The 25,929-nt window shown below is 61.8% G+C and carries 27 protein-coding genes; 16 read left to right on the top strand and 11 right to left on the bottom strand.

Translation table 11 applies throughout. The annotated features are described in order from the left end of the window. Positions 1–30: 30 nt before the first annotated feature. The 10 genes from ABI546_RS21945 to ABI546_RS21900 all read left to right on the top strand — a co-directional run bounded on the left by ABI546_RS21945 (position 31) and on the right by ABI546_RS21900 (position 8,772). A complete protein-coding gene (locus ABI546_RS21945; protein ID WP_348050232.1) occupies positions 31–1,062 on the top strand; it encodes a 4-hydroxythreonine-4-phosphate dehydrogenase PdxA in 1,032 nt (343 codons plus the stop codon). A 105-nt stretch (positions 1,063–1,167) separates the two neighbouring features. Next, on the top strand, positions 1,168–2,340 hold the full coding sequence (locus ABI546_RS21940) for an L-rhamnonate dehydratase (RefSeq protein ID WP_348050230.1): 1,173 nt from the start codon (positions 1,168–1,170) through the stop codon (positions 2,338–2,340). 9 nt (positions 2,341–2,349) lie between these two features. Next, the gene (locus tag ABI546_RS21935) at positions 2,350–3,282 is read left to right on the top strand and encodes a dihydrodipicolinate synthase family protein (RefSeq protein WP_348050228.1); all 933 of its coding nucleotides are present in this window, start codon (positions 2,350–2,352) and stop codon (positions 3,280–3,282) included. A gap of 79 nt (positions 3,283–3,361) precedes the next feature. After that, positions 3,362–4,306, top strand: coding sequence for a YncE family protein (locus tag ABI546_RS21930; RefSeq protein WP_348050226.1), 945 nt, complete (start codon positions 3,362–3,364; stop codon positions 4,304–4,306). Between the two features lie 40 nt (positions 4,307–4,346). Continuing rightward, the gene (locus ABI546_RS21925; RefSeq protein WP_348050224.1) at positions 4,347–5,312 is read left to right on the top strand and encodes an amidohydrolase family protein; all 966 of its coding nucleotides are present in this window, start codon (positions 4,347–4,349) and stop codon (positions 5,310–5,312) included. A 70-nt stretch (positions 5,313–5,382) separates the two neighbouring features. Continuing rightward, positions 5,383–6,834, top strand: a complete 1,452-nt coding sequence (locus tag ABI546_RS21920; protein WP_348050222.1) for an aldehyde dehydrogenase family protein — start codon at positions 5,383–5,385, stop codon at positions 6,832–6,834. Positions 6,835–6,836: 2 nt separating this feature from the next. Next, positions 6,837–7,292 (top strand): hypothetical protein, encoded by a 456-nt coding sequence (locus ABI546_RS21915; protein ID WP_348050220.1) that lies wholly within the window; start codon positions 6,837–6,839, stop codon positions 7,290–7,292. A gap of 1 nt (position 7,293) precedes the next feature. Next, positions 7,294–7,587: a hydrolase gene (locus tag ABI546_RS21910; RefSeq protein ID WP_348050218.1), complete on the top strand. Its 294-nt coding sequence runs from the start codon at positions 7,294–7,296 to the stop codon at positions 7,585–7,587. 28 nt (positions 7,588–7,615) lie between these two features. Next, complete coding sequence (locus tag ABI546_RS21905; protein ID WP_348050216.1) at positions 7,616–8,104, top strand: hypothetical protein; 489 nt, start codon at positions 7,616–7,618, stop codon at positions 8,102–8,104. A 71-nt stretch (positions 8,105–8,175) separates the two neighbouring features. Next, positions 8,176–8,772: a DUF6151 family protein gene (locus ABI546_RS21900; RefSeq protein WP_348050214.1), complete on the top strand. Its 597-nt coding sequence runs from the start codon at positions 8,176–8,178 to the stop codon at positions 8,770–8,772. A gap of 91 nt (positions 8,773–8,863) precedes the next feature. Here ABI546_RS21900 and glmM read toward each other — a convergent pair whose 3' ends face one another. From glmM to ABI546_RS21880, 4 genes are all read right to left on the bottom strand, one after another. Then, a complete protein-coding gene (gene glmM, locus ABI546_RS21895; RefSeq protein WP_348050212.1) occupies positions 8,864–10,195 on the bottom strand; it encodes a phosphoglucosamine mutase in 1,332 nt (443 codons plus the stop codon). A gap of 89 nt (positions 10,196–10,284) precedes the next feature. Continuing rightward, the gene (gene folP, locus ABI546_RS21890; protein ID WP_348050210.1) at positions 10,285–11,142 is read right to left on the bottom strand and encodes a dihydropteroate synthase; all 858 of its coding nucleotides are present in this window, start codon (positions 11,140–11,142) and stop codon (positions 10,285–10,287) included. Positions 11,143–11,290: 148 nt separating this feature from the next. Continuing rightward, entirely contained in the window at positions 11,291–13,210 is a 1,920-nt protein-coding gene (gene ftsH / locus ABI546_RS21885) for an ATP-dependent zinc metalloprotease FtsH (RefSeq protein ID WP_348050208.1), read from the bottom strand. Between the two features lie 130 nt (positions 13,211–13,340). After that, a complete protein-coding gene (locus ABI546_RS21880; protein WP_348050206.1) occupies positions 13,341–14,099 on the bottom strand; it encodes an RlmE family RNA methyltransferase in 759 nt (252 codons plus the stop codon). A gap of 42 nt (positions 14,100–14,141) precedes the next feature. Between ABI546_RS21880 and ABI546_RS21875 the strand changes: the two genes are divergently transcribed. From ABI546_RS21875 to ABI546_RS21865, 3 genes are all read left to right on the top strand, one after another. Further along, positions 14,142–14,618 carry a YhbY family RNA-binding protein gene (locus ABI546_RS21875; protein WP_348050205.1) on the top strand — a complete coding sequence of 159 codons (477 nt, stop codon included), beginning with the start codon at positions 14,142–14,144 and terminating at the stop codon, positions 14,616–14,618. A gap of 112 nt (positions 14,619–14,730) precedes the next feature. After that, positions 14,731–16,803: a M3 family metallopeptidase gene (locus ABI546_RS21870; protein WP_348050204.1), complete on the top strand. Its 2,073-nt coding sequence runs from the start codon at positions 14,731–14,733 to the stop codon at positions 16,801–16,803. Positions 16,804–16,901: 98 nt separating this feature from the next. Continuing rightward, positions 16,902–17,522 (top strand): glutaredoxin family protein, encoded by a 621-nt coding sequence (locus ABI546_RS21865; protein WP_348050669.1) that lies wholly within the window; start codon positions 16,902–16,904, stop codon positions 17,520–17,522. Between the two features lie 65 nt (positions 17,523–17,587). On the opposite strand, the gene rpiA is transcribed toward ABI546_RS21865, so the two are convergent. Continuing rightward, positions 17,588–18,259, bottom strand: coding sequence for a ribose-5-phosphate isomerase RpiA (rpiA, locus tag ABI546_RS21860; RefSeq protein ID WP_348050667.1), 672 nt, complete (start codon positions 18,257–18,259; stop codon positions 17,588–17,590). Positions 18,260–18,406: 147 nt separating this feature from the next. On the opposite strand from rpiA, the gene ABI546_RS21855 reads away from it, so the two are divergent. Continuing rightward, entirely contained in the window at positions 18,407–19,459 is a 1,053-nt protein-coding gene (locus ABI546_RS21855; RefSeq protein ID WP_348050202.1) for a quinone-dependent dihydroorotate dehydrogenase, read from the top strand. 12 nt (positions 19,460–19,471) lie between these two features. Here ABI546_RS21855 and xth read toward each other — a convergent pair whose 3' ends face one another. Together xth and ABI546_RS21845 are read right to left on the bottom strand one after the other, a co-directional pair. Then, the gene (gene xth / locus ABI546_RS21850) at positions 19,472–20,353 is read right to left on the bottom strand and encodes an exodeoxyribonuclease III (RefSeq protein ID WP_348050200.1); all 882 of its coding nucleotides are present in this window, start codon (positions 20,351–20,353) and stop codon (positions 19,472–19,474) included. Positions 20,354–20,363: 10 nt separating this feature from the next. Next, entirely contained in the window at positions 20,364–20,612 is a 249-nt protein-coding gene (locus tag ABI546_RS21845; RefSeq protein WP_348050198.1) for a hypothetical protein, read from the bottom strand. A 405-nt stretch (positions 20,613–21,017) separates the two neighbouring features. On the opposite strand from ABI546_RS21845, the gene ABI546_RS21840 reads away from it, so the two are divergent. After that, the gene (locus ABI546_RS21840) at positions 21,018–23,069 is read left to right on the top strand and encodes an NADPH-dependent 2,4-dienoyl-CoA reductase (RefSeq protein ID WP_348050664.1); all 2,052 of its coding nucleotides are present in this window, start codon (positions 21,018–21,020) and stop codon (positions 23,067–23,069) included. A 66-nt stretch (positions 23,070–23,135) separates the two neighbouring features. On the opposite strand, the gene ABI546_RS21835 is transcribed toward ABI546_RS21840, so the two are convergent. From ABI546_RS21835 to ABI546_RS21825, 3 genes are read right to left on the bottom strand one after another with little or no spacing between them, the layout of a single operon-like run. Then, positions 23,136–23,600, bottom strand: coding sequence for a tetratricopeptide repeat protein (locus tag ABI546_RS21835; protein WP_348050196.1), 465 nt, complete (start codon positions 23,598–23,600; stop codon positions 23,136–23,138). A gap of 35 nt (positions 23,601–23,635) precedes the next feature. Further along, positions 23,636–23,845, bottom strand: coding sequence for a DUF3820 family protein (locus ABI546_RS21830; protein WP_348050195.1), 210 nt, complete (start codon positions 23,843–23,845; stop codon positions 23,636–23,638). Between the two features lie 8 nt (positions 23,846–23,853). Next, positions 23,854–24,213, bottom strand: coding sequence for a translation initiation factor Sui1 (locus ABI546_RS21825; protein WP_348050193.1), 360 nt, complete (start codon positions 24,211–24,213; stop codon positions 23,854–23,856). Between the two features lie 229 nt (positions 24,214–24,442). On the opposite strand from ABI546_RS21825, the gene ABI546_RS21820 reads away from it, so the two are divergent. Then, the gene (locus tag ABI546_RS21820; protein ID WP_348050191.1) at positions 24,443–25,198 is read left to right on the top strand and encodes a DUF2726 domain-containing protein; all 756 of its coding nucleotides are present in this window, start codon (positions 24,443–24,445) and stop codon (positions 25,196–25,198) included. 29 nt (positions 25,199–25,227) lie between these two features. Here the strand turns inward: ABI546_RS21820 and ABI546_RS21815 are convergent, their stop codons facing one another. Further along, a complete protein-coding gene (locus ABI546_RS21815; protein WP_348050189.1) occupies positions 25,228–25,869 on the bottom strand; it encodes an FHA domain-containing protein in 642 nt (213 codons plus the stop codon). Positions 25,870–25,929 lie beyond the last annotated feature (60 nt).

The raw sequence follows: 25,929 nt of genomic DNA, 5'->3' as shown, positions 1-25,929 counted from the left end.
GAACCTGAATTCACTGACTGGACCGACGCCATGAGCAACACGCAGACACCTGCACAAAAACCTGTGGTCGCGCTGACTCTGGGCGATGCGGCGGGCATAGGCCCCGAGCTGATCGCGCGGCTGCTGGCTCAGCCCGGCATCACGGAGGGCGCCAACATCGTGCTGGTGGGTGATGCCTGGCTCTGGCAACAAGGCCAGGCTATCGCCAAGCAGACTGTGGCCACGCAAGTTGTGACCAGTCTGGCCGAAGTGCGCGGTCGCGCCGACACCCGCCTGCCGGCCTTTTTGGCCACCGACACCGTTCAGGCCGCCCAGGTGCAGCGCAGCCAGGCGCAAGCCGCCTGCGGTGCGGCCGTGCTCACGGTGCTCAACCGCTGCATGGACGGCGCCAAGCGCGGCGAGGTTGACGCGATCTGCTTTGCGCCGCTGAACAAGCAGGCCATGAAGCTGGGCGGCCTGAAGCATGAAGACGAGCTGCACCACTTTGCCGAGTACCTGGGCGTGACGGGCTACTTCTGCGAGTTCAACACCCTGGGCGACTTGTGGACAGCACGTGTTTCTTCGCACATTCCGCTCAAGGATGCAGCAGCCATGCTCAGCAAGGAACGCATCATGGATGCCACCCGGCTGATCTATGCGTCGCTCAAGGCCAGCGGCAACCACAGTCCCAAAGTAGCGGTGGCCGCGTTTAACCCGCACGGCGGCGACGGCGGCGTCTGCGGGCGCGAAGAAATTGACATCATCGAGCCGGCGGTGGCACAGCTGCGCGCCAGCGGCATACCAGTGGACGGCCCCTTCCCGGCCGACACCATCTTCCTGAAAGCGCAAGCCGGCCAGTACCAGGCCATCGTCACCATGTACCACGACCAGGGGCAGATCGCCATCAAGCTTCTGGGCTTCAGCAAAGGCGTCACGGTGCAGGGCGGCCTGCCGGTGCCCATCACCACGCCGGCGCACGGCACGGCGTATGACATTGCCGGCCAGGGTGTGGCGGATGTGAATGCCACGCTCAATGCCTACAAGATTGCCTGCCGCATGGGGCAAGCAGCCCTCGCTCGTTAACCCGGCCGTTCGGACTGAGCCTGTCGAAGCCTCCATGCACGTCGACAGGCCCAATGCGAACGCTTACCTGACTACCCGTTTATTCAGCTCCCCAAGGAATTCACCATGAAAATCAAATCAGTGCGCGCACGCGTGTTCGAATGGAAGGGCAAAACCGTTCCACCGCAAGGCAACTTCTGCTCCAACGCGATGGACCTTGTCTACTCGAAGACCGAGTCGATGAGCACCTTCCGCTTCCACTCCTGGACGGTAGTTGAGATTGAAACCGACGACGGCATCATCGGCCTGGGCAACGTGGCGCTGGCACCGCACATTGCAAAAGCCATCATCGACCAGTACCTCACGCCGCTCGTGCTGGGCCAGGACCCGTGGGATTACGAATACCTGTGGCAGCGCATGTACCGCAGCACGCACGCCTGGGGCCGAAAGGGCGTAACCATGGCCGCGATTTCAGCGGTGGACCTGGCGATCTGGGACATCCTGGGCAAGTCGGTGAACAAGCCGGTGTTCAAGCTGCTGGGCGGCCGCACCAAAGAGAAGATTCCCTGCTACTACTCGAAGCTCTACCGCACCGACATCAAGGCCATGCAGGACGAGGCGCAGAAATACCTGGACCAGGGTTTCACCATGTTCAAGTCGCGCTTTGGCTACGGCCCGGCGCACGGCACCAAGGGCGCGACCGAAAACCTGAAGGCCGTGGAAGCCATTCGCGAAGTAATCGGCTATGACAACGACCTGATGATGGAGTGCTACATGGGCTGGAACCTGGAATACGCCAAGCGCATGCTGCCCAAGCTCGAGAAGTTCCAGCTGCGCTGGGTTGAAGAGCCGGTGATTGCCGACGACATCGACGGCTATGCCGAACTTAACCAGCTGACCAGCATTCCGATCTCGGGGGGCGAGCATGAGTTTTCGCTCTACGGCTTCAAGCAGCTGCTCGACAAAAAGGCCGTGTCGGTCGTGCAGTACGACACCAACCGCGTGGGCGGCATCACGGCGGCGCACAAGATCAATGCGCTGTGCGAGGCCTACAGCGTGCCGGTGATTCCGCACGCCGGCCAGATGCACAACTATCACCTTACCATGAGCACCCTCGCCTCGCCCATGAGCGAGTACTTTCCGATGTTCGACGTGGAAGTCGGCAACGAGCTCTTCTATTACATCTTTGACGGCGAGCCGGTGGCCGAAAACGGCTTCCTGCAGCTCGACGACAACAAGCCAGGCCTGGGCCTGACGATGAAGACCGAGTTCCTCAAAGACTTCAACATCGTCGAGTAAGCAAGCAGCATGAAAGCAAGCTATACCGGCGAAAAATATACCGGAGTCTTTCCGGTTGTACCCACCACCTTCAACGATGCGGGCGGGCTGGACCTGGAAAGCCAGAAACATTGCGTCGATTTCATGATCGATGCGGGCTCGACGGGCCTGTGTATCCTGGCCAATTTCTCGGAGCAGTTTGTGCTGTCCGACGAAGAGCGCGAAGTGCTCACCGCCGCCATCCTCAAACACGTCGCGGGCCGCGTACCGGTGATTGTGACGACCACGCACTTTGGCACCCGGGTCTGCACTGAACGCAGCCGCCGCGCGCAAGACCTGGGTGCGGCCATGGTGATGGTGATGCCGCCGTATCACGGCGCCACCATCCGCGTGACTGAAGAAAAGACCTATGAGTTTTTCGCCACGCTGTCGGCCGCCATCGACATTCCCATCATGATCCAGGACGCACCCGTCAGCGGTACGCCGCTTTCGGCGACCTTCCTGGCGCGCATGGCCAAAGAGATCCGCAACGTCGCCTATTTCAAGATCGAGACGCCGGGCGCGGCCTCCAAACTGCGCGAACTGATCCGCCTGGGCGGTGACGACATCGAAGGCCCCTGGGACGGCGAAGAAGCCATCACGCTGCTGCCTGACCTGGAAGCCGGCGCCACCGGCGCGACGACGGGCGGTGGCTACCCGGACGGCATACGCAAGATCATGGACGCCTGGGCGGCCGGCAAGCGTGACGAAGCCATTGCCGAATACACGCGCTGGCTGCCGCTCATCAACTACGAAAACCGGCAGGGCGGCATCCTGACGGCCAAGGCGCTCATGAAGGCCGGCGGCGTCATCGCCTGCGAAGCGCCGCGCCATCCGTTTCCCGCCATGCACCCTGAGGTGCGCAAAGGCCTTCTCGAAACCGCCCGCCGGCTGGATCCGATGGTGCTACGCTGGGGAAAATAGGCGGGCCTCACTGCAGCGTCCCTGACTGCCTTTTCACACTCCCCGTTTCCTTTCCGGCAACCCCATCTTCAGAAAAACCATGCCACTTCGGGAAACACTCTTGCTGGTGCAGAAATGCGCCCATACCTTCAGCTTTTACGACCTGGCGACAAGCCAGGCTGAAAAGCACATCGTGCTGCCCAATTTTCCGCATGAGTTCACGGTGGACCCGCGGCACCGGCGCGCCTACGTGGGCCACTACGGCATTGAAACCGCCAGCCACCTTGGCGACGTGGGCGGGCATTCGGTGTTTGTCATCGACCTGGACAAGCAGGCCCATGTGGCCACGCTCAACATTTGGCCGTTCTACCGCCCGCACGGGCTGACGGTCGATGCCGAGGGCCGCCTGTTCGTCATGTCGGAGGCACACAATGTGTTGCTGCGCTTTTCGGATCCGATCAACGTCCACGTACCCGACCTGGCGGTGCCATCGGGCGGCTACAAGACCCATCTGTTTGCGCTGACGAAGGACGCACAGACAGCCTACGCGCTGAACCTGCTGTCAAACACGGTCACCAAAATCAAGCCCAACGACCCGACCTTCACGCCCATCGCCATGGTGCCGGGCCCTGTGCCCGAGGGCAATGTGTTGTCGGCCGATGAGTCGCTGCTGTACGTGGCCAACCGCGGCGACGACACCATCGTCGCGGTTGACACGGCGAGCATGAAAGTCGTGGCGTCAGGCAAGACCCGGCGCGACCCGAACCGGGTTTACCGTTTCCGAGGGGCCGAAGGCGCCGACCTGCTGCTCACCACCAACTCCGGCGAGCATTCGTTGTCGATTTTCGGCCTTGACCTGCAGGAGCAGCGCTGCTTTGCGCTGCCGAGCAATCCGCTCGCGCTGTCATTTCACCCGGTGGACCGGGCGGTGTATATCTCGTTTCAGGACGAAACCGTGCGCCGCCTCAACCTTGACAGTTTTGAGTTTGAGCAGGAGATCAAAACCCTGCGCGAACCCGATTCATCGTACGTCTGGCGGCGTTGAGCTCAAGCAACGTGCCGGGGCATCTAATCCTTCAATCGCCATGAAGAGCGCGAGCCCCCCTCCTCCTGCCGCCTTGCAGCCAAGGCTTCGCATCGTCGATGCGCATCACCACCTCTGGGATCTGTCACAGGGCCACTATCCCTGGCTGCAGGAATCGTACGACCCGGAGGCATTTTTCCTGGGCGACTACCGGCCGATTTGCCGCGACTTCCTGGCCCCTGACTACCAGGCAGCCGCGGCCTCATGCGACGTGGTTGCAACGGTACATGTAGAAGCCGAACGCAGCCGCCTGGAGCAGGTCGCCGAAACGGCATGGCTGCATGAAGTCCATGCCCGATACGGTTTTCCAAATGCTGTCGTCGCCCACGCCTGGTTTGACCGCCCGGATACCGAGGAATGCCTGATCACGCAGTCTCAGTTTCCGCTGGTGCGGGGCATACGCAGCAAACCCGTGACTTCTGCCACCGCGGCGCACAGCGTGAAGGGGCAGGCCGGCACCATGCAGGACGAAGCCTGGTTACGCGGTTTCTCATTGCTCGAAAAATACGGCCTGCGGTGGGACCTGCGCGTGCCGGCCTGGCACCTGCCCGAAGCAGCGGCCGTGGCGGCGCAATTTCCCAAGGTGCCCATCGCCCTGAACCATCACGGCTTTGCCTGGGACCGGAGCGAGGAAGGCCTCAAGCGCTGGCGTGGCTGGATGGAGACCCTCGCGCGTCAGGAAAACGTGCACGTCAAACTGTCCGAATTCGGCCTGCGCGACCAGCCTTGGGACCAGCAGGAAAACGCGCGAATTGTGTATGAAGTGATTGCAATTTTCGGATGGCAGCGCTGTATGTTCGCGAGTAACTTTCCGGTGGCGAGCTTGCGCATAAACTATGCGGACCTGGTTGGCGGTGTGGCCGGCATGCTGAGCCACCTTCCTTCCGACCAGCAACATGCGATGATGTGTGAGAACGCCCTGCGTTTCTACGCGATTGACGTGACACCGGCTGTGGCAAATATCTAGTGAGTACCTAGCCAAACCGCAGCCCGCGTGCCCTCCGCCCCGATCAACCCCTGACTTCTGGAACTACCCCATGACCACAAAACACGACAACCTCATTGCCGGCCAATGGCTGGCCGGCACAAGCTACAGCCCCAACCTGAACCCCAGCAACCTCGCCGACGTGATTGGCGAGTACACGCAGGCCGACGCGGCCGGCCTTGACGCCGCCGTGCAAGCCGCACAGGCCGCTTTCCCCGCGTGGTCCACTTCGGGCATCCAGGCCCGTTCGGATGCGCTCGACAAAATCGGCACCGAAATTTTGGCCCGCCGTGAAGAGCTGGGCACCCTGCTCGCGCGCGAAGAAGGCAAAACCAAGCCCGAAGGCATTGGCGAAGCCACGCGCGCCGGCCACATCTTCAAATTCTTCGCCGGCGAATGCCTGCGCCTGGGCGGCGAAACCATTCCCTCCGTGCGCCCCGGCATTGGCGTGGAGATCACCCGCGAACCAGTCGGTGTGGTCGGCTTGATCACGCCATGGAACTTCCCCATCGCCATTCCGGCCTGGAAAGTTGCACCGGCGCTGGCCTTCGGCAACTGCGTCGTGCTCAAGCCCGCTGACCTTGTGCCCGGCAGCGCATGGGCTCTGGCTGAAATCATCTCGCGCTCCGGCATTCCGGCCGGTGTATTCAACCTGGTCATGGGCCCGGGCCGCGTGATCGGCGATGCGCTGGTCAACCATCCAGGCGTCAATGCCATCAGCTTCACCGGCTCGGTCGGTGTGGGCAGCCGCATCGCTGAAACCTGCGCAAAGAACCTCAAGAAGGTGCAGCTCGAAATGGGCGGGAAAAACCCCCAGATCATCCTCGACGACGCCGACCTGACCCAAGCGGTGGAACTGAGCGCACAAAGTGCTTTTTATTCCACCGGTCAGCGCTGCACCGCATCAAGCCGCCTCATCGTGACTGAGGGCATCTACCCCGCCTTCGTGAAGGCGCTGCACGAGCGCATGGCCCGCATCAAGGTGGGTGATGCCCTGACCGCCGGAACCGACATCGGCCCCGTCTCGTCGCAAGCGCAACTTGAGCAGGATTTGAGCTACATCGCCATCGGCCAGCAGGAAGGCGCAACGCTCTCGTTTGGCGGTGACCGTGTTCGCTGCCACACCGGCAGCGGTGCGGAAGGCTACTTCATGACGCCCGCGCTTTTCAGCGAAAGCACGGCTGGCATGCGCATCAACCGTGAAGAAATCTTCGGCCCCGTGGCCAGCATCATTCGCGTGAAGGATTACGACGCTGCACTGGCCACCGCCAATGACACGCCATTCGGTTTGTCAGCCGGCATTGCCACCACGTCACTGAAATACGCCACCCACTTCAAACGCCACAGCCAGGCCGGCATGGTCATGGTCAACCTGCCCACCGCGGGCGTCGACTACCACGTCCCCTTCGGCGGCCGCAAGGGCTCCAGCTACGGCCCGCGCGAGCAGGGCAAGTACGCGCAGGAGTTTTTCACGACGGTGAAGACGGCGTATACGCTGGCTTGACGATGGTGGGACTGACGCGGGGACTGATGCCGGGAGTACGGCACGCCCGCGGGCTGCCGAAGGTGTTGCTGGCCCTGACAGGAGCTTACTTCCTGACCAGCCTTGGGCACTTCAGCCACAACGCCGAGTTCATCTGCGAATACCCGAACCTGCCCGCCTGGCTCACACGTGCGCAGGTGTATGCGGTGTGGGCTGGCATCACCTCGGTTGGCGTAACCGGCCTGGTGCTGATGCGCAAGAAATTCATGGCCACGGGCCTCTTTTTGATGGCCGTTTACGCCGCAATGGGATTTGACGGCCTGGGTCACTATGCCTTCGCGCCTATCGAGTTGCATCCATTGATCGCCAATATCACCATTCTTTCGGAAGTCGCTGCCGCCGCGCTTTTGCTGCCGGTGGCCTTGTGGCTGCTGGCGTCACACATATTCCGGGGTCAAACAAAGGTTCAACACCCATGACTTGGAAAATCGTTTTGTCGATGTCGATGACACCATGGTCAGGTCCGTTGGTGCGAAGCGTATTCCCATGCCCGCGGTAATTGCCCAGGTCAGGCGACTGAAATCCGAAGGGGCGACTTTGTTTCTCTGGAGTTCCGGAGGCGCCGAGTACTGCAGGACCACGGCCATTGAACTCGAAATCACCGACTGTTTTGACGGCTATCTGCCGAAGCTCACGACCTATATTGACGACCAGCCCGTGCATGAGTGGCGGTTTTGCAAGCACCTTTATCCATCGCAGGCTGAGAATGCGTGATGCGAGCCATGGACAAATTGCGCACTCCATGCCCGCAGCGCGCGTCGTCCCCTTCTTCATGGGCTTGCTGCTTTGCTCGTTATCTGTATACGCGGCGGGCGCCGACAAACCGACAGGCAGGAACTGCGACCTGACGTTGCCGCCGGTCGCTGCGGGTGAAACAGCCCATCATGGCATCACCCTGCGCATCTACCCGCGCGCCAAGGACATCGACACGCGTTATAGCGGATGCCAGGTGCTGTTCGCTCCGGAGGGTGAAAAATGGATCATGCTTTCCCTGACCGAAGTGATCGACGGTGATCCGGTTCGGGTTTGGTCAGCCTATGAAACAGATACTGAGGTCCTCGCTTCCCGCTTCAGGCAAGGCAAGGTGGTTCAGGGCAACCCGGACGCATGTCCCGCGTCTCGATTCATTCTGCTCGAATCGCTGGCGCCAGGTTGTACACGCCTTGTTCAAGATGCTGTCACCAAATATGGCCTCGGGGCTCCGCGGCCGCCCGAATGCCAAACCCAGTGATGGGTATGCCAATGAATAAATTCACCTCTCATTCAATAGACGCTCCACCTCGCAAGCGGTAAGCTCCCCGCATGAACCACACCTTGCGCTGCCAATGCGGCACTTTACGAGGCAACGTCAGCCATACTGAAAGTGTGTCTCGAGGCGTTTGCTACTGCAAAGATTGCCAGGCTTATGCGCACTTCCTGGGCAAGGCCGGCGATATTCTGGATGAGATGGGGGGAACAGATGTGGTCGCTACCCTTCCCCAGTACGTCACCTTCACCCAGGGTTTTGAAGCGCTCGCCTGCATGTCGCTCAGCGACAAAGGCATGCTGCGCTGGTATGCGAATTGCTGCAACACGCCGATCGGCAATACGGCGCGGGACTTCAAGGTCTCGCATGTCGGCCTAGTGCATAACTGCCTGGAAGACCCGTCTACCAGTCTGGACAGCGCCTTTGGGCCCGTCCGCATGCGGGTGGGAATGAAGAGTGCCAAGGGAGCACCGAAGGCCATGCCGGTCAGCACCACCGTATCCATTCTGCGATTCATGGCGTCACTGATCCGCGCGCGGTTGAACGGTAGCTACAAGAATACGCCCTTCTTTGACCCGGATCAGGGAACACCTCGCGTAGCAGCTAGAGTGCTTACGCCGGATGAGCGAGCTCATTTGGCGCAAACCACCTAGCCTGCCCTGTCGCCATTGTTTTGCTATCCATTTGATAGCTGCTTGCGCCCGCTGTTAAATGGCTTCAGGCACTATTTACCTAGAAAGCAACTCAGGATCGAACTGTATCCGCCACACGCTCGGCACAGCTTTTTGCCTGCGCCGCATCGCGCGCCTCAACCATCACGCGCAGCAGCGGTTCAGTACCGCTGGCGCGGATCAACAGGCGACCGGTGTCGCCCAATTCGGTTTCGACGATCTTTGTCATGTCGGCCAGCGGCTTGTTGTCCTTCCACTCCTGCCCGGACTTGAGGCGCACGTTGATCAGTGTCTGTGGAAACAGCACCACATCGCTGAGCAGCTGAGCCAGTGTTTTCTTGCTGCGCACACAGGCCTGCAATACCTGCAAAGCGCTGATGAGGCCGTCGCCGGTGGTGTGCTTGTCGAGCGCCAGCAAATGGCCCGAGCCCTCGCCGCCCAGCAACCAGCCGCGCTTGTCGAGTTCCTCGAGCACATAGCGGTCGCCGACCTTGGCGCGCACGAATTCGACACCCTTTTTCTTGAGCGCGACCTCCACGGCCATATTGGTCATCAGCGTGCCGACGGCGCCCGGCACTTTCTCGCCGCGCGCCAGGCGCTCGTTGACCATGAGGTACAACACTTCGTCGCCGTTAAAGAGCCGGCCCTCGGCGTCCACGATTTGCAGCCGGTCGGCGTCGCCGTCCAGCGCAATGCCGTAATGCGCCTTGCTGGCCTTCACCTTGGCGATCAGCGCTTCGGGATGCGTCGCGCCGACTTCGTGGTTGATGTTGAGGCCATCGGGTGCGCAGCCGATGGCGATCACTTCTGCGCCCAGCTCATGAAACACCATGGGTGCGATGTGATACGCCGCGCCGTGGGCGCCGTCGACCACGATCTTCAGGCCTCGGAGCGTCAAGTCGTTGGCAAAAGTGCTTTTGCAAAATTCGGTATAGCGCCCGGCTGCGTCGTCGAGGCGGCGCGCCTTGCCCAGGTTGGCCGAATCGGCCCACACCGGCGGCTCGTCGAGTGCAGCCTCCACAGCCAGTTCCCACGCGTCGTCGAGCTTGGTGCCCTGGGCGCTGAAAAACTTGATGCCGTTGTCGGGATAGGCATTGTGGCTGGCACTGATAACGACACCCAGGCTGGCACGCTGGGCCCGCGTGAGGTAGGCCACACCGGGCGTGGGCAAAGGGCCGAGCAACACCACATCAACACCTGCAGAGTTAAAGCCCGACTCCAGCGCGCTTTCGAGCATGTAGCCGGAAATGCGGGTGTCCTTACCGATCAGCACCGTGGGGCGGGCTTCCGTCTTGCGAAGAACCCTGCCGACAGCGTGCGCGAGCCGCAGCACAAAGTCGGGGGTGATGGGAGGCTGGCCTACCGTGCCGCGAATGCCGTCGGTGCCGAAATATTTTCTGATCATTTGAATGTCCCCTGTGAAGCTTGTTGTTGTCGAGCGCTTGCCGTTATTTTAGGCGGTGCAATGCGTGGCCTCTGACAAGCGCCAGCCTCTTAACTGGCGGCGGACCACACCTTGAGGGCCTGCACGGTTTCGCGTACATCGTGCACGCGCACAATGCGGGCCCCGCGGTCAACGGCCAGCACTGCCGCGGCCACGCTGGGAACCATGCGGTCAACGACGTTTAGCTGCGCCACGCTTCCGAGCGACATCCCGCTCACCGCCGCCAGCGAGGACTTTCGGGACCAGGCCGCCAGCAAAGGGTATCCCGCCGCCAGAAATTCGTTCTGGCGGGCCAGTAATGAGAAATTCTGCGCGACGGTTTTTCCGAAGCCCACGCCGACGTCAAGAACGATGCGGGATTTGTCGACGCCAGCAGCCTGCAGGCCAGCGGCTGCAGCCTCCAAAAATGCCCTCACCTGCGGCACCACATCACCCTCCATGGGTGCGACCTGCATGGTTTGCGGCTCGCGGTGCATGTGCATCAGGCAGACACCGCAATTCGGATGCTGCGCCACCGCCTGCACCGCACCCGGCTTGCGCAGAGCCCAGATATCGTTGATGGCATCAGCGCCCAGGTCGAGCACGGCCTGCATGACCTCGGGCTTGTAGGTGTCGACCGAAAGCGGCACACCCAGGCTTGCCGCGTGGCGGACTACCGGCAACACCCGCGCAAGCTCTTCTTCGAGCGATACCGTCGGTGCTCCGGGGCGGCTTGACTCGCCGCCGATGTCCAACATGTCAGCGCCGTCACGGACCAGCTTCTCGCAATGCTCGAAGGCGCTTGAGAAACCGCCCTGCCGATTGAAGTACTTGCCCCCGTCAGAAAACGAGTCAGGCGTAACGTTCACGATGCCCATCACACGTGGCTGGGACAGATCTATCTGAAAGCGCGAGGTTTGCCAGATCATGAAACGTCCTCAATCAATGCGTGCAAAGTCGAACAACGGCGCAGCGCATACAAGGTGACAAACCAGGAGGTCATACGCTTTCCACCATGAAAAAACCGGGGACTGGCCCCGGTTTTTACGACTGCCTGGCAGTCCTTGTTCAGCATCCTCAGGCCACGGTGGGCGCTGGGTCGGTGTTCACAGCCGGTGTGCCGCCGCTGGGGCCGCCGCCGCCAACCGATGAATTGCGCGGTGTCCAGTCCTTGGGTGGGCGCGGTTCTTTGCCGGCCATGATGTCGTCCAGCTGGTCGCCGTCAATGGTTTCCCACTCCAGCAAGGCCTTGGCCATGGCATGCATCTTGTCCTGGTTGTCTTCGATCAGCTTGCGCGCCTGGGCGTACTGCTGATCGATGATGCGGCGTACCTCGCCGTCAACCTTTTGCAGGGTCGACTCGCTCATGTTGTTGGTCTTGGTGACCGAACGGCCCAAAAATACTTCGCCTTCGTTTTCGGCGTACACCATGGGCCCCAGGGCCTCGGTCATGCCGTAACGGGTGACCATGTCACGGGCCAGCGCCGTGGCGCGCTCAAAGTCGTTGCTGGCACCGGTGGTCATCTGGTTCATGAAGACTTCCTCGGCAATGCGGCCACCAAACAGCATGCTGATCTGGCTGAGCATGTACTCGCGGTCGTAGCTATAACGGTCTTGCGCCGGCAGGCTCATGGTGACGCCCAGTGCGCGGCCGCGCGGGATGATGGTGACCTTGTGGACGGGGTCGCACTTGGGCAGCATCTTGCCGAGCAACGCGTGGCCGGACTCGTGGTACGCGGTGTTGCGGCGCTCTTCTTCGGGCATGACCATGCTCTTGCGCTCAGGGCCCATCAGTATCTTGTCTTTGGCTTTTTCGAAGTCCTGCATCTCGACGGTGCGCGCGTTGCGGCGCGCAGCCATCAGAGCGGCTTCGTTGCACAGGTTAGCCAAGTCAGCGCCTGACATACCTGGTGTGCCGCGGGCAATCACCAGCGCACTGACGTCCTGGCCGAGGGGAACCTTGCGCATGTGCACATTGAGGATCTGCTCACGGCCACGGATATCGGGCAGCGTTACATAGACCTGGCGGTCAAAACGGCCGGGACGCAGCAAGGCGGCATCCAGAATGTCAGGGCGATTGGTGGCAGCCACCACGATCACGCCGACGTTGGTTTCAAAGCCGTCCATCTCGACCAGCATCTGGTTCAGCGTCTGCTCGCGTTCGTCGTTGCCGCCGCCCAGGCCTGCGCCGCGTTGGCGTCCCACTGCGTCGATTTCATCGATAAAGATAATGCAAGGTGCATTTTTCTTGGCGTTGTCGAACATGTCGCGAACACGCGATGCGCCCACACCGACGAACATTTCGACGAAGTCGGAGCCGGAGATCGAGAAAAACGGAACCTTGGCTTCGCCGGCAATGCTTTTGGCCAACAAGGTTTTACCGGTGCCAGGAGGGCCGACCAGCAGCAACCCGCGCGGAATGCGGCCGCCCAGTTTCTGGAATTTGGCCGGGTCTTTCAGGAAATCGACGACTTCCTTGACTTCTTCCTTGGCCTCATCGCAGCCTGCCACGTCGGCAAAAGTAACCGTATTGGTGGATTCATCGAGCAGGCGTGCCTTGGATTTACCGAAGCTGAAGGCGCCGCCCTTGCCGCCGCCCTGCATCTGCCGCATGAAATAAATCCACACGCCGATCAACAGCAGCATGGGGCCCCAGCTGATCAACAGCGAGGTGAGCAAGGAGGTTTCTTCGCGGGGCTTGACGTCGAACTTGACATCGTTGGCGATCAGGTCGCCGACCAGGCCGCGGTCAAGGTAAGTAGCCGTTGTGCGGATCTTGCGGTCGTCCACCGTGGTGGCCGCGATCTCGGTGCCGCCTTGGCCCTCGGCGATGGTGGCGGTCTTGATGCGCTTGCCGCGCACCTCTTCGAGGAACTCGGAGTAACCCATGTAGTTCGAGCCGGCGCTACCGCGTGGATCAAATTGCTTGAATACGGTAAACAGCACCATGGCAATAACCAGCCAGATTGCAATTTTGGAAAACCACTGATTGTTCAAGGACTACTCCGGTATAAGAACAAAAGTCACATGCGACTGATTTTAGGCGTTTCAAGGGCAAAAACCGCGTATTCCCCTGCTGGCCCCTGCTTTGAAGCGGGTTTAGGTGATTTTTGCCATCGTGATGCGCTCATTGTGCCGCTTCAGCGCGCTTTTTCAGCCCCCGCCCTATCAGGAAAATCTCGGACGAGCCGGGGCGAGACGCCTTGGGTTTAAGCGGCTTGACCACCTTGAACGTTTCCTTGAACAGCTTGACGAGCTGGTCGTATCCGCTGCCGTGAAAAAGCTTCACGACCAGCGTACCGTCCGGTTTCATGCGGTTCTGGGCAAACTCCACCGCCAGTTCGATCAAGTGAGCAATCCGGGCCGCGTCGGCCGATTCAATGCCCGACAGGTTGGGCGCCATGTCGGAGACCACCAGATCGACCCGGATTTGACCCTCGGACGACGCCAGCGCACTTTCCAGTTTTTCAAGCACTTCCGCCTCGCGGAAATCCCCCTGGATGAAGGTAACGCCTTCGATCGGCTCCATCGGCAGCAGGTCCAGACCGATGATGCGGCCATTGAGGTCCCCGGCGGCTGCGCCCGAAGGTGACAGCTTGCGCCGCACATACTGGCTCCAGGCGCCGGGTGTGCTGCCCAGGTCGACCACGCAGTCGCCCGGACGGATCAGGCCGAAGGTCTCGTCAATTTCCTTCAATTTGTAAGCGGCGCGGGCACGGTAGCCCTCTTTCTGGGCCAGTTTGACGTAGGGGTCATTGATGTGGTCATGCAACCACGCCTTGTTGACCTTTTTCCCCTTGGCGCTGGCTTTGGACACCGCCTTGGCGGCGGCCTTTGCATCGGTTTGCGTGCCGGGTTTGAAATCGGTCTTGGCATTTACTTTCATGGGGTCTATTGTCCTCTTCCCGACTCCCCCGATAATTGGGCCATGGCTCAAATACAACTTACCCCCGCCCAGCGCAAGGATCACCGCGCCGACGCCCATCATCTGAATGCAGTTGTGATGATCGGCTCCGACGGCCTGACCGCTGCCGTCAAGAAAGAAACCGACGCGGCCCTGAACGCGCACGGGCTCATCAAAGTGCGGGTGCAATCCGACGACCGCGCCGGCCGCGAAGAAATCTTCCAGACCCTGGCAGACGAACTCAATGCCGCCCCCATCCAGCACATCGGCAAGCTGCTGGTGCTGTGGCGCCCCATGCCGGAAAAGGAAAAGAAGGTCAACGAAGACCGCATGCCCGGCCCCCGCGACGTCAAGGTGCTGAAAAACAGCTCCCGCTACGGCCAGCGGCCCGAGGTCAAAACCCTGCGCGTGCTCGGCAACCAGCGCCTCACGCCCGGCGGCACCGTCAAACGCGCCAAAAAGCCCCAGCTGAAGAGCGCCAAGAAAAGCGCCCAGGGCTGACCCGGGTCCGGTTGCCTGCAGCCGGACGCGCCATCATTGCCCCAGACACATTCTTTCTGGCCGCATGGCCGCAGGCCTTTAGATTCGAGACTTTCGCCCACAGCTGTACGTCATGACCAATCCCCTTCTCGATTTTTCCGACCTCCCCCTGTTTGACCGGATTCAGCCTGAACATGTGGCTCCGGCCCTTGACGAGCTGCTGGCCAAGGCCGAAGGCGCCCTTGAACAGGTCACAGCGCCGGATTTTCCGGCCTCGTGGAGCGGCATTGCCGGCGTGCTGGATGTGGCAACTGAAAACCTGGGCCGAGCCTGGGGTGCCGTCAGCCACCTCAACAGCGTGGCCGATACGCCGGAATTGCGGGCCACCTACAACGCAGCGTTGCCGCGCGTGACCGAGTTCTGGACCCGGCTGGGCGCCGACGAGCGCCTGTATGCCAAATACAAGGCCATCGACATCGCCACCCTGAATGACGAGCAGCGCCAGGCCCACAAAAACGCCATCCGCAATTTCGTACTGTCGGGCGCAGAACTGCAGGGCAAAGACCGTGACCGTTTCGCCGAAATCCAGGAACGCCAGGCGGAACTGAACCAGAAATTCAGCGAAAACGCGCTGGACGCCACCGACGCATTTGCCTACTACGCGACAGAAGCCGAAATCGAAGGCATTCCTGCCGATGTGCTTGAAACGGCGCGCAATCAGGCCCAGTCGGAAGGCAAACAGGGCTACCGCTTGAGTCTGAAAATGCCGAGCTATCTGCCGGTGATGCAGTTTGCCAACAGCAGCAAGTTACGCGAAACCTTGTACAAGGCCTACACCACCCGCGCAAGTGACCAGGCCCCCCCTGAGTTCAGCCGGTTTGACAACGGCGCCATCATGCGGGAGATCCTTGCGCTGCGCCTGGAAGAAGCCCGGTTGCTGGGTTACCGCAACTTCGGCGAAGTGTCGGTGGTCGCCAAAATGGCCAAGTCGCCCGAAGAGGTCATTGTGTTTTTGCGCGACCTGGCAAAGCGTGCCCGCCCCTACGCCGAAAAAGATGTCGCCGACCTGCGCGCCTTTGCCAGCAGCCAGCTGGGCCTGCCAGACCCTAACCCCTGGGACTACGCCTACATTGGCGAAAAACTCAAGGAAGCACGCTACGCCTTCAGCGAGCAGGAAGTCAAACAGTACTTCACCGCGCCCAAGGTGCTCGCAGGCCTCTTCAAGATTGTCGAAACCCTGTTCGAGGTCGCAATCCGCAAAGACTCGGCGCCGGTATGGAAAGCCGGTGTGGAGTTTTTCCGCATTGAGCGCAATGGCCAATTGGTGGGCCAGTTCTATCTGGACCAGCCCGCCCGCACCGGCAAACGCGGTGGTGCCTGGATGGACGATGTGCGTGCGCGTTGGCTACGCCCCGACAACGGCAAACTGCAAACCCCGGTGGCGCATCTGGTCTGCAATTTCGCCGAAGGCGTGGGCGGCAAGCCGGCCCTGCTGACGCACGACGACGTGACCACGCTGTTCCACGAGTTCGGCCATGGACTGCACCACATGCTCACCCAGGTCAACGAACGCGACGTTTCCGGCATCAGCGGCATCGAATGGGACGCTGTCGAGCTGCCCAGCCAGTTCATGGAAAATTTCTGCTGGGAATGGGATGTGCTCAAACACATGACGGCACACGTCGACACCGGCGCCTCGCTGCCCCGCGCGCTATTCGACAAGATGCTCGCGGCCAAAAACTTCCAGAGCGGCATGCAAACGCTGCGCCAGGTGGAGTTCTCGCTGTTCGACATGTTGTTGCATACGTCCCACAACCCCGCCGACGAATTGATGGATTTGCTGAGCGACGTGCGCAAGGAAGTCGCGGTGATCCCTGCGCCAGCCTACAGCCGCCCGGCGCATACATTCAGTCACATTTTTTCGGGCGGCTATGCAGCTGGCTATTACAGCTATAAGTGGGCTGAAGTGTTGTCCGCCGATGCGTACGCCGCCTTCGAAGAGTCAGCCCTTGCCGGGCCGGCCGATCTGGGTACAAACACTGATGCCGGCGGCGGATCGGGTACCGTTAATGTAGAAACAGGCCGAAAATACCGCCAAGCCATCCTGGAAGCAGGCGGCAGCCGCCCGGCCATGGAGTCATTCAAGGCCTTCCGGGGCCGCGAGCCATCGCTGGACGCGCTGATGCGCCATCAGGGCATGGCTTGAAACACTGAGCCGAGCCGAACCGATTTAATTCAAGACCGACTGGGAAAACCATGAAATCAAACGCTGTTAAGTTCTTTTCGCCCAATGCCCTGCTGGCCATGCTGCTGCTCGGCGGAACCTGTATTTTGATGGCGCTGCCGTCGCATGCGCAGCAGGTTTACCGCATCGTGGGGCCGGATGGCAAGGTGACTTTCTCCGACCAGCCACCGCCCGCCGCAGGTGGCGGCAAGGTTACCGCAGGCACCCCAGGTGCAGGTGGCGCAGCAACATCCGCAGGTCTTCCTTTCGAACTGCGGCAGATCGCCAGCAAATACCCGGTCACTCTCTACACCGGCGACAAATGCGCACCCTGTGGTTCCGCTCGTGCCATGCTGATGAGCCGTGGCATCCCGTTCACCGAGAAAACGGTCAACAGCAATGAGGACATTGACGCCCTGCAAAGGCTCAGTGGCGATGCATCCCTGCCCTTCATGACCATAGCCGGCCAGCAGCTCAAGGGCTATTCGGACGCAGAGTGGACGCAGTTCCTGAATGCGGCGGGCTACCCAGCCAACTCGACTCTGCCAGCCAGCTATCGCAATCCAGCGGCCACACCCCTGGTGGTGGTCAGCAAACCTGCCGCAGCGGCTACCCCCGCCGCAAACGCAGCTCCCCGCGCGCCCACTACGCCAGCCGCGCCTCCACCGAGCGTCTCCAACCCTGCAGGCATCAAGTTCTAAGCAGGCTTTGAACAATGCAAAACGCCGGGCACAAGCCCGGCGTTTTGCATTCAGAGGCTGGCACCTCAAAACACCAGCGTCTTCACCCCGTCCGGCGTGCCCAACAGGCAGACGTGTGCTTTCTGGTGGGCAAACACACCCACTGTCACCACACCCGGCCACTGGCTAACCTGCGACTCGAACGCCAGCGGATCCGTGACCTTCAGGCCGGTCACGTCCAGGATGTGCTGGCCGTTGTCGGTGACCAGCGGCTTGCCGTCTTTCAGCCGCAAGTTCGCCGTACCGCCCAAAGCAGCAAACTGCCGCGCAATCCGTTTGGCCGCCATCGGAATCACTTCGACCGGCAGCGGAAAATTGCCCAAGGCCTGCACCAGTTTGGACTCGTCGACGATACAGACAAACTTGCGCGACTGGGCCGCGACGATTTTTTCGCGCGTCAGCGCCGCACCGCCGCCCTTGACCATATAGCCTGCGTTGTCGATCTCGTCCGCGCCGTCGATGTAGACCGCCAGTTCGTCGACCTCGGTGGCATCAAACACCTTGATGCCCAGCGCCTGCAGGCGTTCGGTAGAGGCCACCGAACTGGACACCGCACCGGCAATGCGGTCCTTCATCGTGGCCAAAGCATCGATGAATTTGTTGACGGTCGAACCAGTGCCGACGCCGACAATGCTGCCGGCTTCCACATAGTGCAGTGCCGCCTGGCCAACCAGGGTTTTGAGTTCGTCTTGGGTCATGGCTTGGGTCATGGGTATTGGGGAAGATATTAGGACGGCAGAAAGCGGGAAGGGAAATGGGGTTTTGCGACAATCAGGCCTCCTGCCCGGGATTTGGTACGTCGCCCGGGTAATTCACAGCCTTATCGCCACCAGCCGAATTATCCAATGTCCTTGCTCCCCTACGCCTTGGCCCGCCCGTTTTTATTCGGGCTCGACCCTGAGACCGCTCATGAATTGACCATGGCCTCGCTGGCGCGCACGCAGGGCACGCCGCTGTCACTCGCTTATTTATCCAGCCGCGTGAGCGACCCCATCGAGTTGGCGGGCCTCACATTCCCCAACCGCGTGGGCCTGGCCGCCGGGCTCGACAAAAACGCCCGCTGTATTGACGGCCTGGCCGCCATGGGTTTCGGTTTTGTTGAAGTCGGCACCGTCACGCCCAAAGCCCAGCCTGGCAACCCCAAGCCGCGCATGTTCCGCCTGACCGAAGCCAACGCGCTGATCAACCGCCTGGGCTTCAACAATGAAGGGCTGGACGCCTTTCTGGCCAACGTACAGCGCTCCAGCGTGCGCAAGCAGGGTGCAAAAAGCAATCTGCTGCTGGGCCTGAACATCGGCAAGAACGCCGCCACGCCGATTGAAAACGCGGTGGACGACTACCTGATCTGCCTGGACGGCGTGTACCCGCATGCCGACTACGTGACCGTCAACATCTCCAGCCCCAACACCAAAAACCTGCGCGCGCTGCAAAGCGACGAAGCGCTCGACGCCCTGCTCGGCCGCATTGCCGAACGCCGCGAAACCCTGGCAGCACAGCACGGCAAGCGCGTGCCGATCTTTGTGAAAATTGCGCCCGACCTCGACGAAGCCCAGGTCGACGTGATCGCCGCCACACTCAAGCGTCACGCCATGGACGGCGTGGTCGCCACCAACACCACGCTCAGCCGCGATGCGGTGAAGGGCATGCGTCACGCGGACGAAACCGGCGGCCTGAGCGGCGCCCCTGTGCTCGAGGCCAGCAACCGCGTGATAGGCCAGTTGCGCGCAGCGCTCGGCAAGGGCTTTCCCATCATCGGTGTGGGCGGCATTTTGAGCGGCGCTGACGCTGTCTCCAAGATCAAGGCCGGCGCCGACGTCGTGCAGATCTACACCGGGCTCATCTACAAAGGCCCCGAGCTGGTCACGCAGGCCGCGCAGGCGATCAAGAAAAGCCGCTAAGGCCTACCTCGCTCAGCGCGGAGCTCGCTTTTTTGGCGCGGCCTTTTTCGCTGCGGCTTTCCTGGTTGAGGCCTTTTGTGCCGGGACCTTTTTAGTCGCGGCTTTGCGCGCTGAAGCGGCCTTGTCCCCGAGTTGCACCCACACCGGCGCGTGGTCGCTGGCGTGCTCTTCCCCACGCACCCAGCTGTCTACGCCCGCAGCCTTCAGCCGCGGCGCCAGCGTGGCGTTGAGCAGGATATGGTCGATGCGCAAGCCCGCATTGCGCTGCCAGTGCTGGCGAAAGTAATCCCAGAAGGTGTAGATGCGTTCGTCGGGGTGCAGGTGGCGCAGGCTGTCAACCCAGCCCTGCGCCAGCAGCTTCTCATAAGCCGCCCGGCTTTCAGGTTGCATCAGCGCATCGCGCTTCCATGACGTGGGGTTGTACACATCCAGGTCGGTCGGGATCACATTGAAGTCGCCGGCCAGTGCGACGGGGTGCTCAGACGCGTAAAGCCCCTCTGCATGCCGGTGCAGCCTCTCAAACCACGCCAGCTTGTAGTCAAACTTGGGGCCCGGCTGCGGGTTACCGTTGGGCAGGTAGAGGCAAGCCACCACGATGCCGTCCACCGCAGCTTCCAGGTAGCGGCTTTGGTCATCGGCCGTGTCGCCGGGCAGCTCGCGGCGGATTTCAAGTGGCGCCTCGCCCTTGGCCAGAATCGCCACGCCGTTCCACGAACGCTGGCCCTTCCACAGCGCGCCGTAGCCCGCCTTATGCAACGCGGCCTCGGGGAAAGCGCCGTCGAGCGCTTTCAATTCCTGCAGGCACACGACGTCGGGCGACTCTTTGGCCAACCAGTCCAGCAGCTGCGGCAACCGCGTCTTGATACCGTTGACGTTGAAAGTCGCGAGTTTCATCAGCAGCCGCTCACACGCCGGGTGAGGGCTTGCCCCGGCCCGGTTTGCGCCGAAAAGCCTCTGCCCCGCCGCTGCCGCCGCCATCGGGGAAGTCATGCTTCTTGAGCCCAGCCGCCTCGCCGGGCTTCATGGGGTTTTCAATCAAGGTGCTGGCATCGTTGCCGTCGGCCTGGTCGTCCGGCTCGCTATGGGGCGGACGTGGAACAGCGGCGCCTTCGCCGGTTTTTGCGCGTGTCAGACTGGTGCTGGGTTTGGACATGATTGCCTTGGGAAGTATTGCGGTAAGCGTGTTGCGGTGAACGCCGCGAACCGCCAAGTTACCCCGGCAGGCCCGACGCGGGTGTCAGACAACACCGCAAGGCGTTGACCCACCCCAGAAAAAATCAGCCAAAACAGCCCGCAGCCCAATAAAGACGTGCGCAAGCAGCTCCTGAATTGATAGCGTCTTGCAATTCGCCATCCGCCTAGGGTTAGCCCCAAGGCCGGATAGAGCCTGTCCCCTAGAGCACCCGGCACGCCGTGCGAGGCCGTGTGTTGCGACTACCATGCAGGCAGTTTTGACAGGAGACCTGCCTTGGCCGCGACCCCCTCTTCGGCGACGACGCCCGCTTCCCTCACGCCGCTTTCTTCCACCTCTGCCTCCGGCACTTCCCCCTACCCCCACCTGCTAGCCCCGCTGGACCTCGGTTTCACCACGCTGAAGAACCGCGTGCTGATGGGCAGCATGCACACCGGCCTCGAAGACGGCCGCAAACATTTCCCGGCCATGGCCGCCTACTTTGCCGAGCGCGCGCGTGGCGGCGTGGGCCTCATGGTCACCGGCGGCTTCGCGCCCAACATCGCCGGCTGGACCAAGCCCTTTGCCGGCATGCTGGCCAGCTCTGGCGCAGCGCGCCGCCACAAGCAAGTGACAGACGCGGTGCACGCCGAAGGCGGCAAGATCGCGCTGCAAATTTTGCACACCGGCCGCTACGGCTACCACCCGCTGTGTGTCGCGCCCTCCCGCATCCAGAGCCCGATCTCGCCCTTCACCCCGCGTGAGCTCAGCGCGGGCGGCATCGAACGGCAGATCCGCGCCTTCATCCGCTGCGCCATGCTGGCGCGCGACGCCGGTTACGACGGCGTCGAAATCATGGGCAGCGAAGGCTACTTCATCAACCAGTTTCTCGTCACCCACACCAACCAGCGAACCGATGACTGGGGCGGCAGCTACGCCAACCGCATGCGCCTGGCCGTTGAAATCGTGCGCCGCACCCGCGAAGCCGTGGGCCTCGACTTCATCATCATCTACCGCCTCTCGATGATCGACCTCATCCCCGGCGGCAGCAGCTGGGAAGAAGTCGTGCTGCTGGCAAAAGCGGTTGAAGCCGCGGGCGCCACCATCATCAACAGCGGCATCGGCTGGCACGAGGCGCGCGTGCCGACAATCGCCACCTCGGTGCCGCGCGGCGCCTTTACCTGGGTCACCAAAAAGCTGCGAGGCGACCTGCGCGCCGCCGGCCTCACGATTCCGGTCGTCACCAGCAACCGCCTGAACATGCCCGAAGTGGCCGAGCAGGTGCTGGCAGACGGCTCAGCCGACATGGTCAGCATGGCGCGCCCGTTCCTGGCCGACCCCGAATTCATCAACAAGGCCGCGCAGGGCCGCCGCGATGAAATCAACACCTGCATCGCCTGCAACCAGGCCTGCCTGGACCACGCCTTCCAGGCCAAGCTGGCGAGCTGCCTCGTCAACCCGCGCGCCGGGCACGAGACCGAGCTCATCATCAAGATCACGCCCGCCAAAAAGCGCATCGCCGTTATTGGTGCGGGCCCGGCAGGACTGGCCGCCGCCACCACGCTGGCCCTGCGCGGCCACAACGTAGACCTGTATGACGCCGCCGACAAGATTGGCGGCCAGTTCAACCTGGCCAAGCGCGTGCCAGGCAAAGAAGAGTTTGAAGAAACCCTGCGCTACTTCGGCAACCGCATCACCGGCACCGGCGTGCGGCTGCACCTGAACACGCGCGTCAGCGCTGCGGATCTCATCGCGCAGAAGTTTGACGAGGTGATCCTTGCCACCGGCGTCACGCCACGCAACCCACGCATCCCGGGGCAAGAGCATCCCAAGGTGCTCAGCTACATCGACGTGCTGCTGGGCCGTCAGCCCGTGGGCGAGCGCGTGGCGCTCATCGGCGCGGGCGGCATTGGTTTTGACGTGGCTGAATTTCTGGTCACGCCCGCCGGGCATTCGACCGCGCTCGACTTGCCCGCCTGGCTGGCCGAATGGGGCGTGGCAGACCCCGGCCAAGTGCGTGGCGGCGTCGTGCGTCCGCAGGTCACGCCGCCGGCGCGCCAGGTCACGCTGCTGCAGCGCAAGCCCGGCAAGCTGGGCGCCGGCCTGGGCAAGACCACCGGCTGGATCCACCGTGCCGCGCTGAAGATGAAAAACGTGGAGATGCTCTCGGGTGTCAACTACGAACGCATTGGCGAAGACCCGCAAGGCGGTTCAGGCCTCGGCCTTTTCATCACCTTCGGCGAAAAGCGGCAAGACGGCACCGTGCTGTCCGTCGACAACATCGTGCTGTGCGCGGGGCAGGAACCCCTGCGTGAGCTGCTGGAGCCGCTGCGCGCAGCCAACGTCAAGACGCATTTGATAGGTGGCGCCGACGAAGCCGGTGAGCTGGACGCCAAGCGCGCAATTGACCAGGGGACGCGTCTGGCGGCAAAGATTTGAGCCTGGACCCAGTGAAGCCGTTTAGTTTGACCCATGCTTCATCCACAGTTTCGCGGCTGTGCGCGTTCAGTGGCCGCCTAACTCCTTCAGCAGAAGCTCAGCTTTTTCCTTTGAGGCCTCGCAAACATTCTCTCCAAGTTGGACCATCTCTAAATATTGTTTGACCGTTTCCACCTCGAGATCGCTAATCAGGTACAGCCTTGCAAGCTCCAACGCCGCTTCAGTATCACCCGCATCAAGGGCTTTCTCAAACCAATGCCGCGCCTGCCGTAGCTCCCCCTTGATTCGATAGGTGATTCCCAAATTCAGCAGTGCCGAAGTGTTCCCGGATTCGCTGGCCTTGTGCTCCCACGCTATGGCCTTGTCGTAGTCACAAGCAACTCCCTCACCGCAGGTATACATAACGCCCAAACGAATCATGCAATCCACATCTCCGCCTTCAGCGCCCCTTTCAAATAGGCTAAAGGCCTTTCTGAAATGACCCCTCTCATAAGCCAGGTGACCCGCTTCGAAGGTGGATTTGAAAGTCAAGTTTTCCCCCAGAAATTGAATTTAGACCGACCCGGCTATCGCCGCAGCGGATCCAGCAACGGCTTCAGCCCGTTGTGGTCGATCTCCTGCATCAGCTGCAACAGGCGGCCGATTTCGCCTTTGGGGAAACCTTCCCGGGCAAACCAGTTCAGGTAGTTGCCGGGCAGGTCGGCAATCAGGGTGCCCTTGTGCTTGCCGAAAGGCATCTCGCGGGTCACCAGGAGCTGGAGGTCTTCAGGGCTCATGTCAGAGCCTAGCCGCCTGCCCGCTTGGGGGCGTAGCCCTGCTTTTGCAGCGCCTGCATCACGGTGTCGCAATGGTCGCCCTGCACTTCAATAACGCCGTCTTTGGCGGTACCGCCCGAACCACACGCGGCCTTGAGCTGCTTGCCGAGCTGCGCCAGGGCTAGCGCGTCCAGCGGCAAGCCCTTCACGAGCGTGACCGTTTTACCGCCTCGGCCCTTGCTTTCCCGCGTGACGCGCACTACCCCGTCGCCCTTGGGCGCGGCCTGCGCCTTGCAAACGCAGGCCGCCACAGGCTGGCGGCAGTCGGGGCACATTCTTCCGGCGTCTGTGGAATACACAAGACCGCCGCTGTGGGTGGGCTTCTTCATGGATGCAAGGTGGCGGGCGCTAGGCCCGCTCGGTGGAGCCGATAGGCAGTTTGGTACGTTAGTTCACAAATTTTGTGAACTAAATCACGAAAAAATGAAAATGTACCTTATAAACACGGCTGGGATTTTCGGCTTGCGCCGCAACCGCCGCCATTCAGCTGCTCATTCAGCAGTCACTTTGGCCGTAGCGCCTGACGGCTCCCGCAACACTCAGCACCAGGACGCATTCATGACGGGCACTTCTTTTCTGATTGGCTTCTTTATATTTGTCGGCAGTGTGGCCCTGGGTGCCTTGGGCTACGAACGCTGGCTGTCGCATGTGGTGGCGGCCCGCAAAAAGGTGGCCCGCAACCACACGCTGCGCCGCAAGCCGCTGACCAGCCGCGACGAACTCACCGTGTGGCGCTGGCTGCAAGAGGTTTTCCCCGACCACCACGTGCTGATCAAAGTGCCTTTTACCGGGTTTATCGAGCCCAACAGCCGCGGCGGCGACGCGCACTGGCAGGCGCTGCTGAGCACGGTGAGTTTTGCCTGCGCCGTGTCCGACCGCAAAGGCGCGGTGCTGGGCTGCGTCGACGTGCTGGGTCGCGGTGAACTGGCCGACCGCAAGCATGCGTTCAAGCGCGAGCTGCTGAGTCGCGCCGGCATTCCCTACTGGATTGTTGACAGCCAGCGCAGGCCCGACGCCGCCTTGCTGCGTGAAAAGTTCACCGGCGCCGCGGCGGCCCAGGCCGTGCTGAAGAAGACCTCACGGTCGGCCAAGGGTGCCGCGCCCGTCACCGCGCTGGAGCAACGCCGCCTGTCACGCGTGTCCAACAATGCATCGGACCTGACCCGGACCGGCATGACGCCCGTACATTTGAAGTCCACCCTGAAGCTGAAGGCACTGGCCCGCGCCGTCGTGTGGCGCCTGGCCGGCGAGCCGCCGTCGCGCAGGGGCCGGGTGGGTTACCCCGCCACCAGCATCGGCAGCTCCATGGTTTGAGCCGCCGTGGGACTCACCCCGCGCAAGGCTCAGGCATTCTTCAGCAAAAACTCCATCTCGGTTCCTGCCAGGTTCAGGATGTCGTGGTGGGCCAGCGCAATCGCTTTCACGCCGATCGGTTTGCCGTTGCACGTCGGCGGCGTTTCACCGTCCATGTGCGCCACGTAGTAGCCGTCGCGCCGGTGCGATATCGACACCACCGCCACCCCGGGTTGGCCGAAGGTCGTGACGGCCTTGACCACCGGCACCTCCAGCCCCGCCGACGAGCCCGACAGCACCTTGAGGCTGGCATGCATGGTGCCGCTGGTGCCGGGCAGGCCCAAGGCGTCCAGCGCCATGGCGGTGGTTGCGTGCTCGCGCGGTTGCTCTTCCTGCTTTGAGCTGGCCAGGTACTGGATGCGGAAGTTGCCGATGTTGATGACGTCGTTGTCATGAAGCAGCTCACGCGACTTGACCATGTGGCCGTTCAGGTAGGTGCCGTTGGTACTGCCCACGTCTTCGATGTACACATCCGCAATGCCCTTCATCACAAACACGCAGTGCTCGCCGCTGACGACCAGGTTGTCAAAAATGATGTCGTTGTACGGTCTGCGGCCCAGCGTGGTGCGGTCACTCTTGAGGTAAATGTGTTTGATTTCAACGCCTTCGACCGAGGCAATGAGTTGCGGCATGAGAAGAAGCCTTTCTGCGAATTCTGCGAAGAGAGTCACCCGTCTCGCCCGATGCGCAGG

It is taken from the genome of Polaromonas sp. (genome assembly GCF_039932935.1).
Taxonomy (GTDB): domain Bacteria; phylum Pseudomonadota; class Gammaproteobacteria; order Burkholderiales; family Burkholderiaceae_C; genus Polaromonas.
Note: the sequence above shows the minus strand (reverse complement) of the source record. Positions and strands in the feature narration are given on the sequence as shown.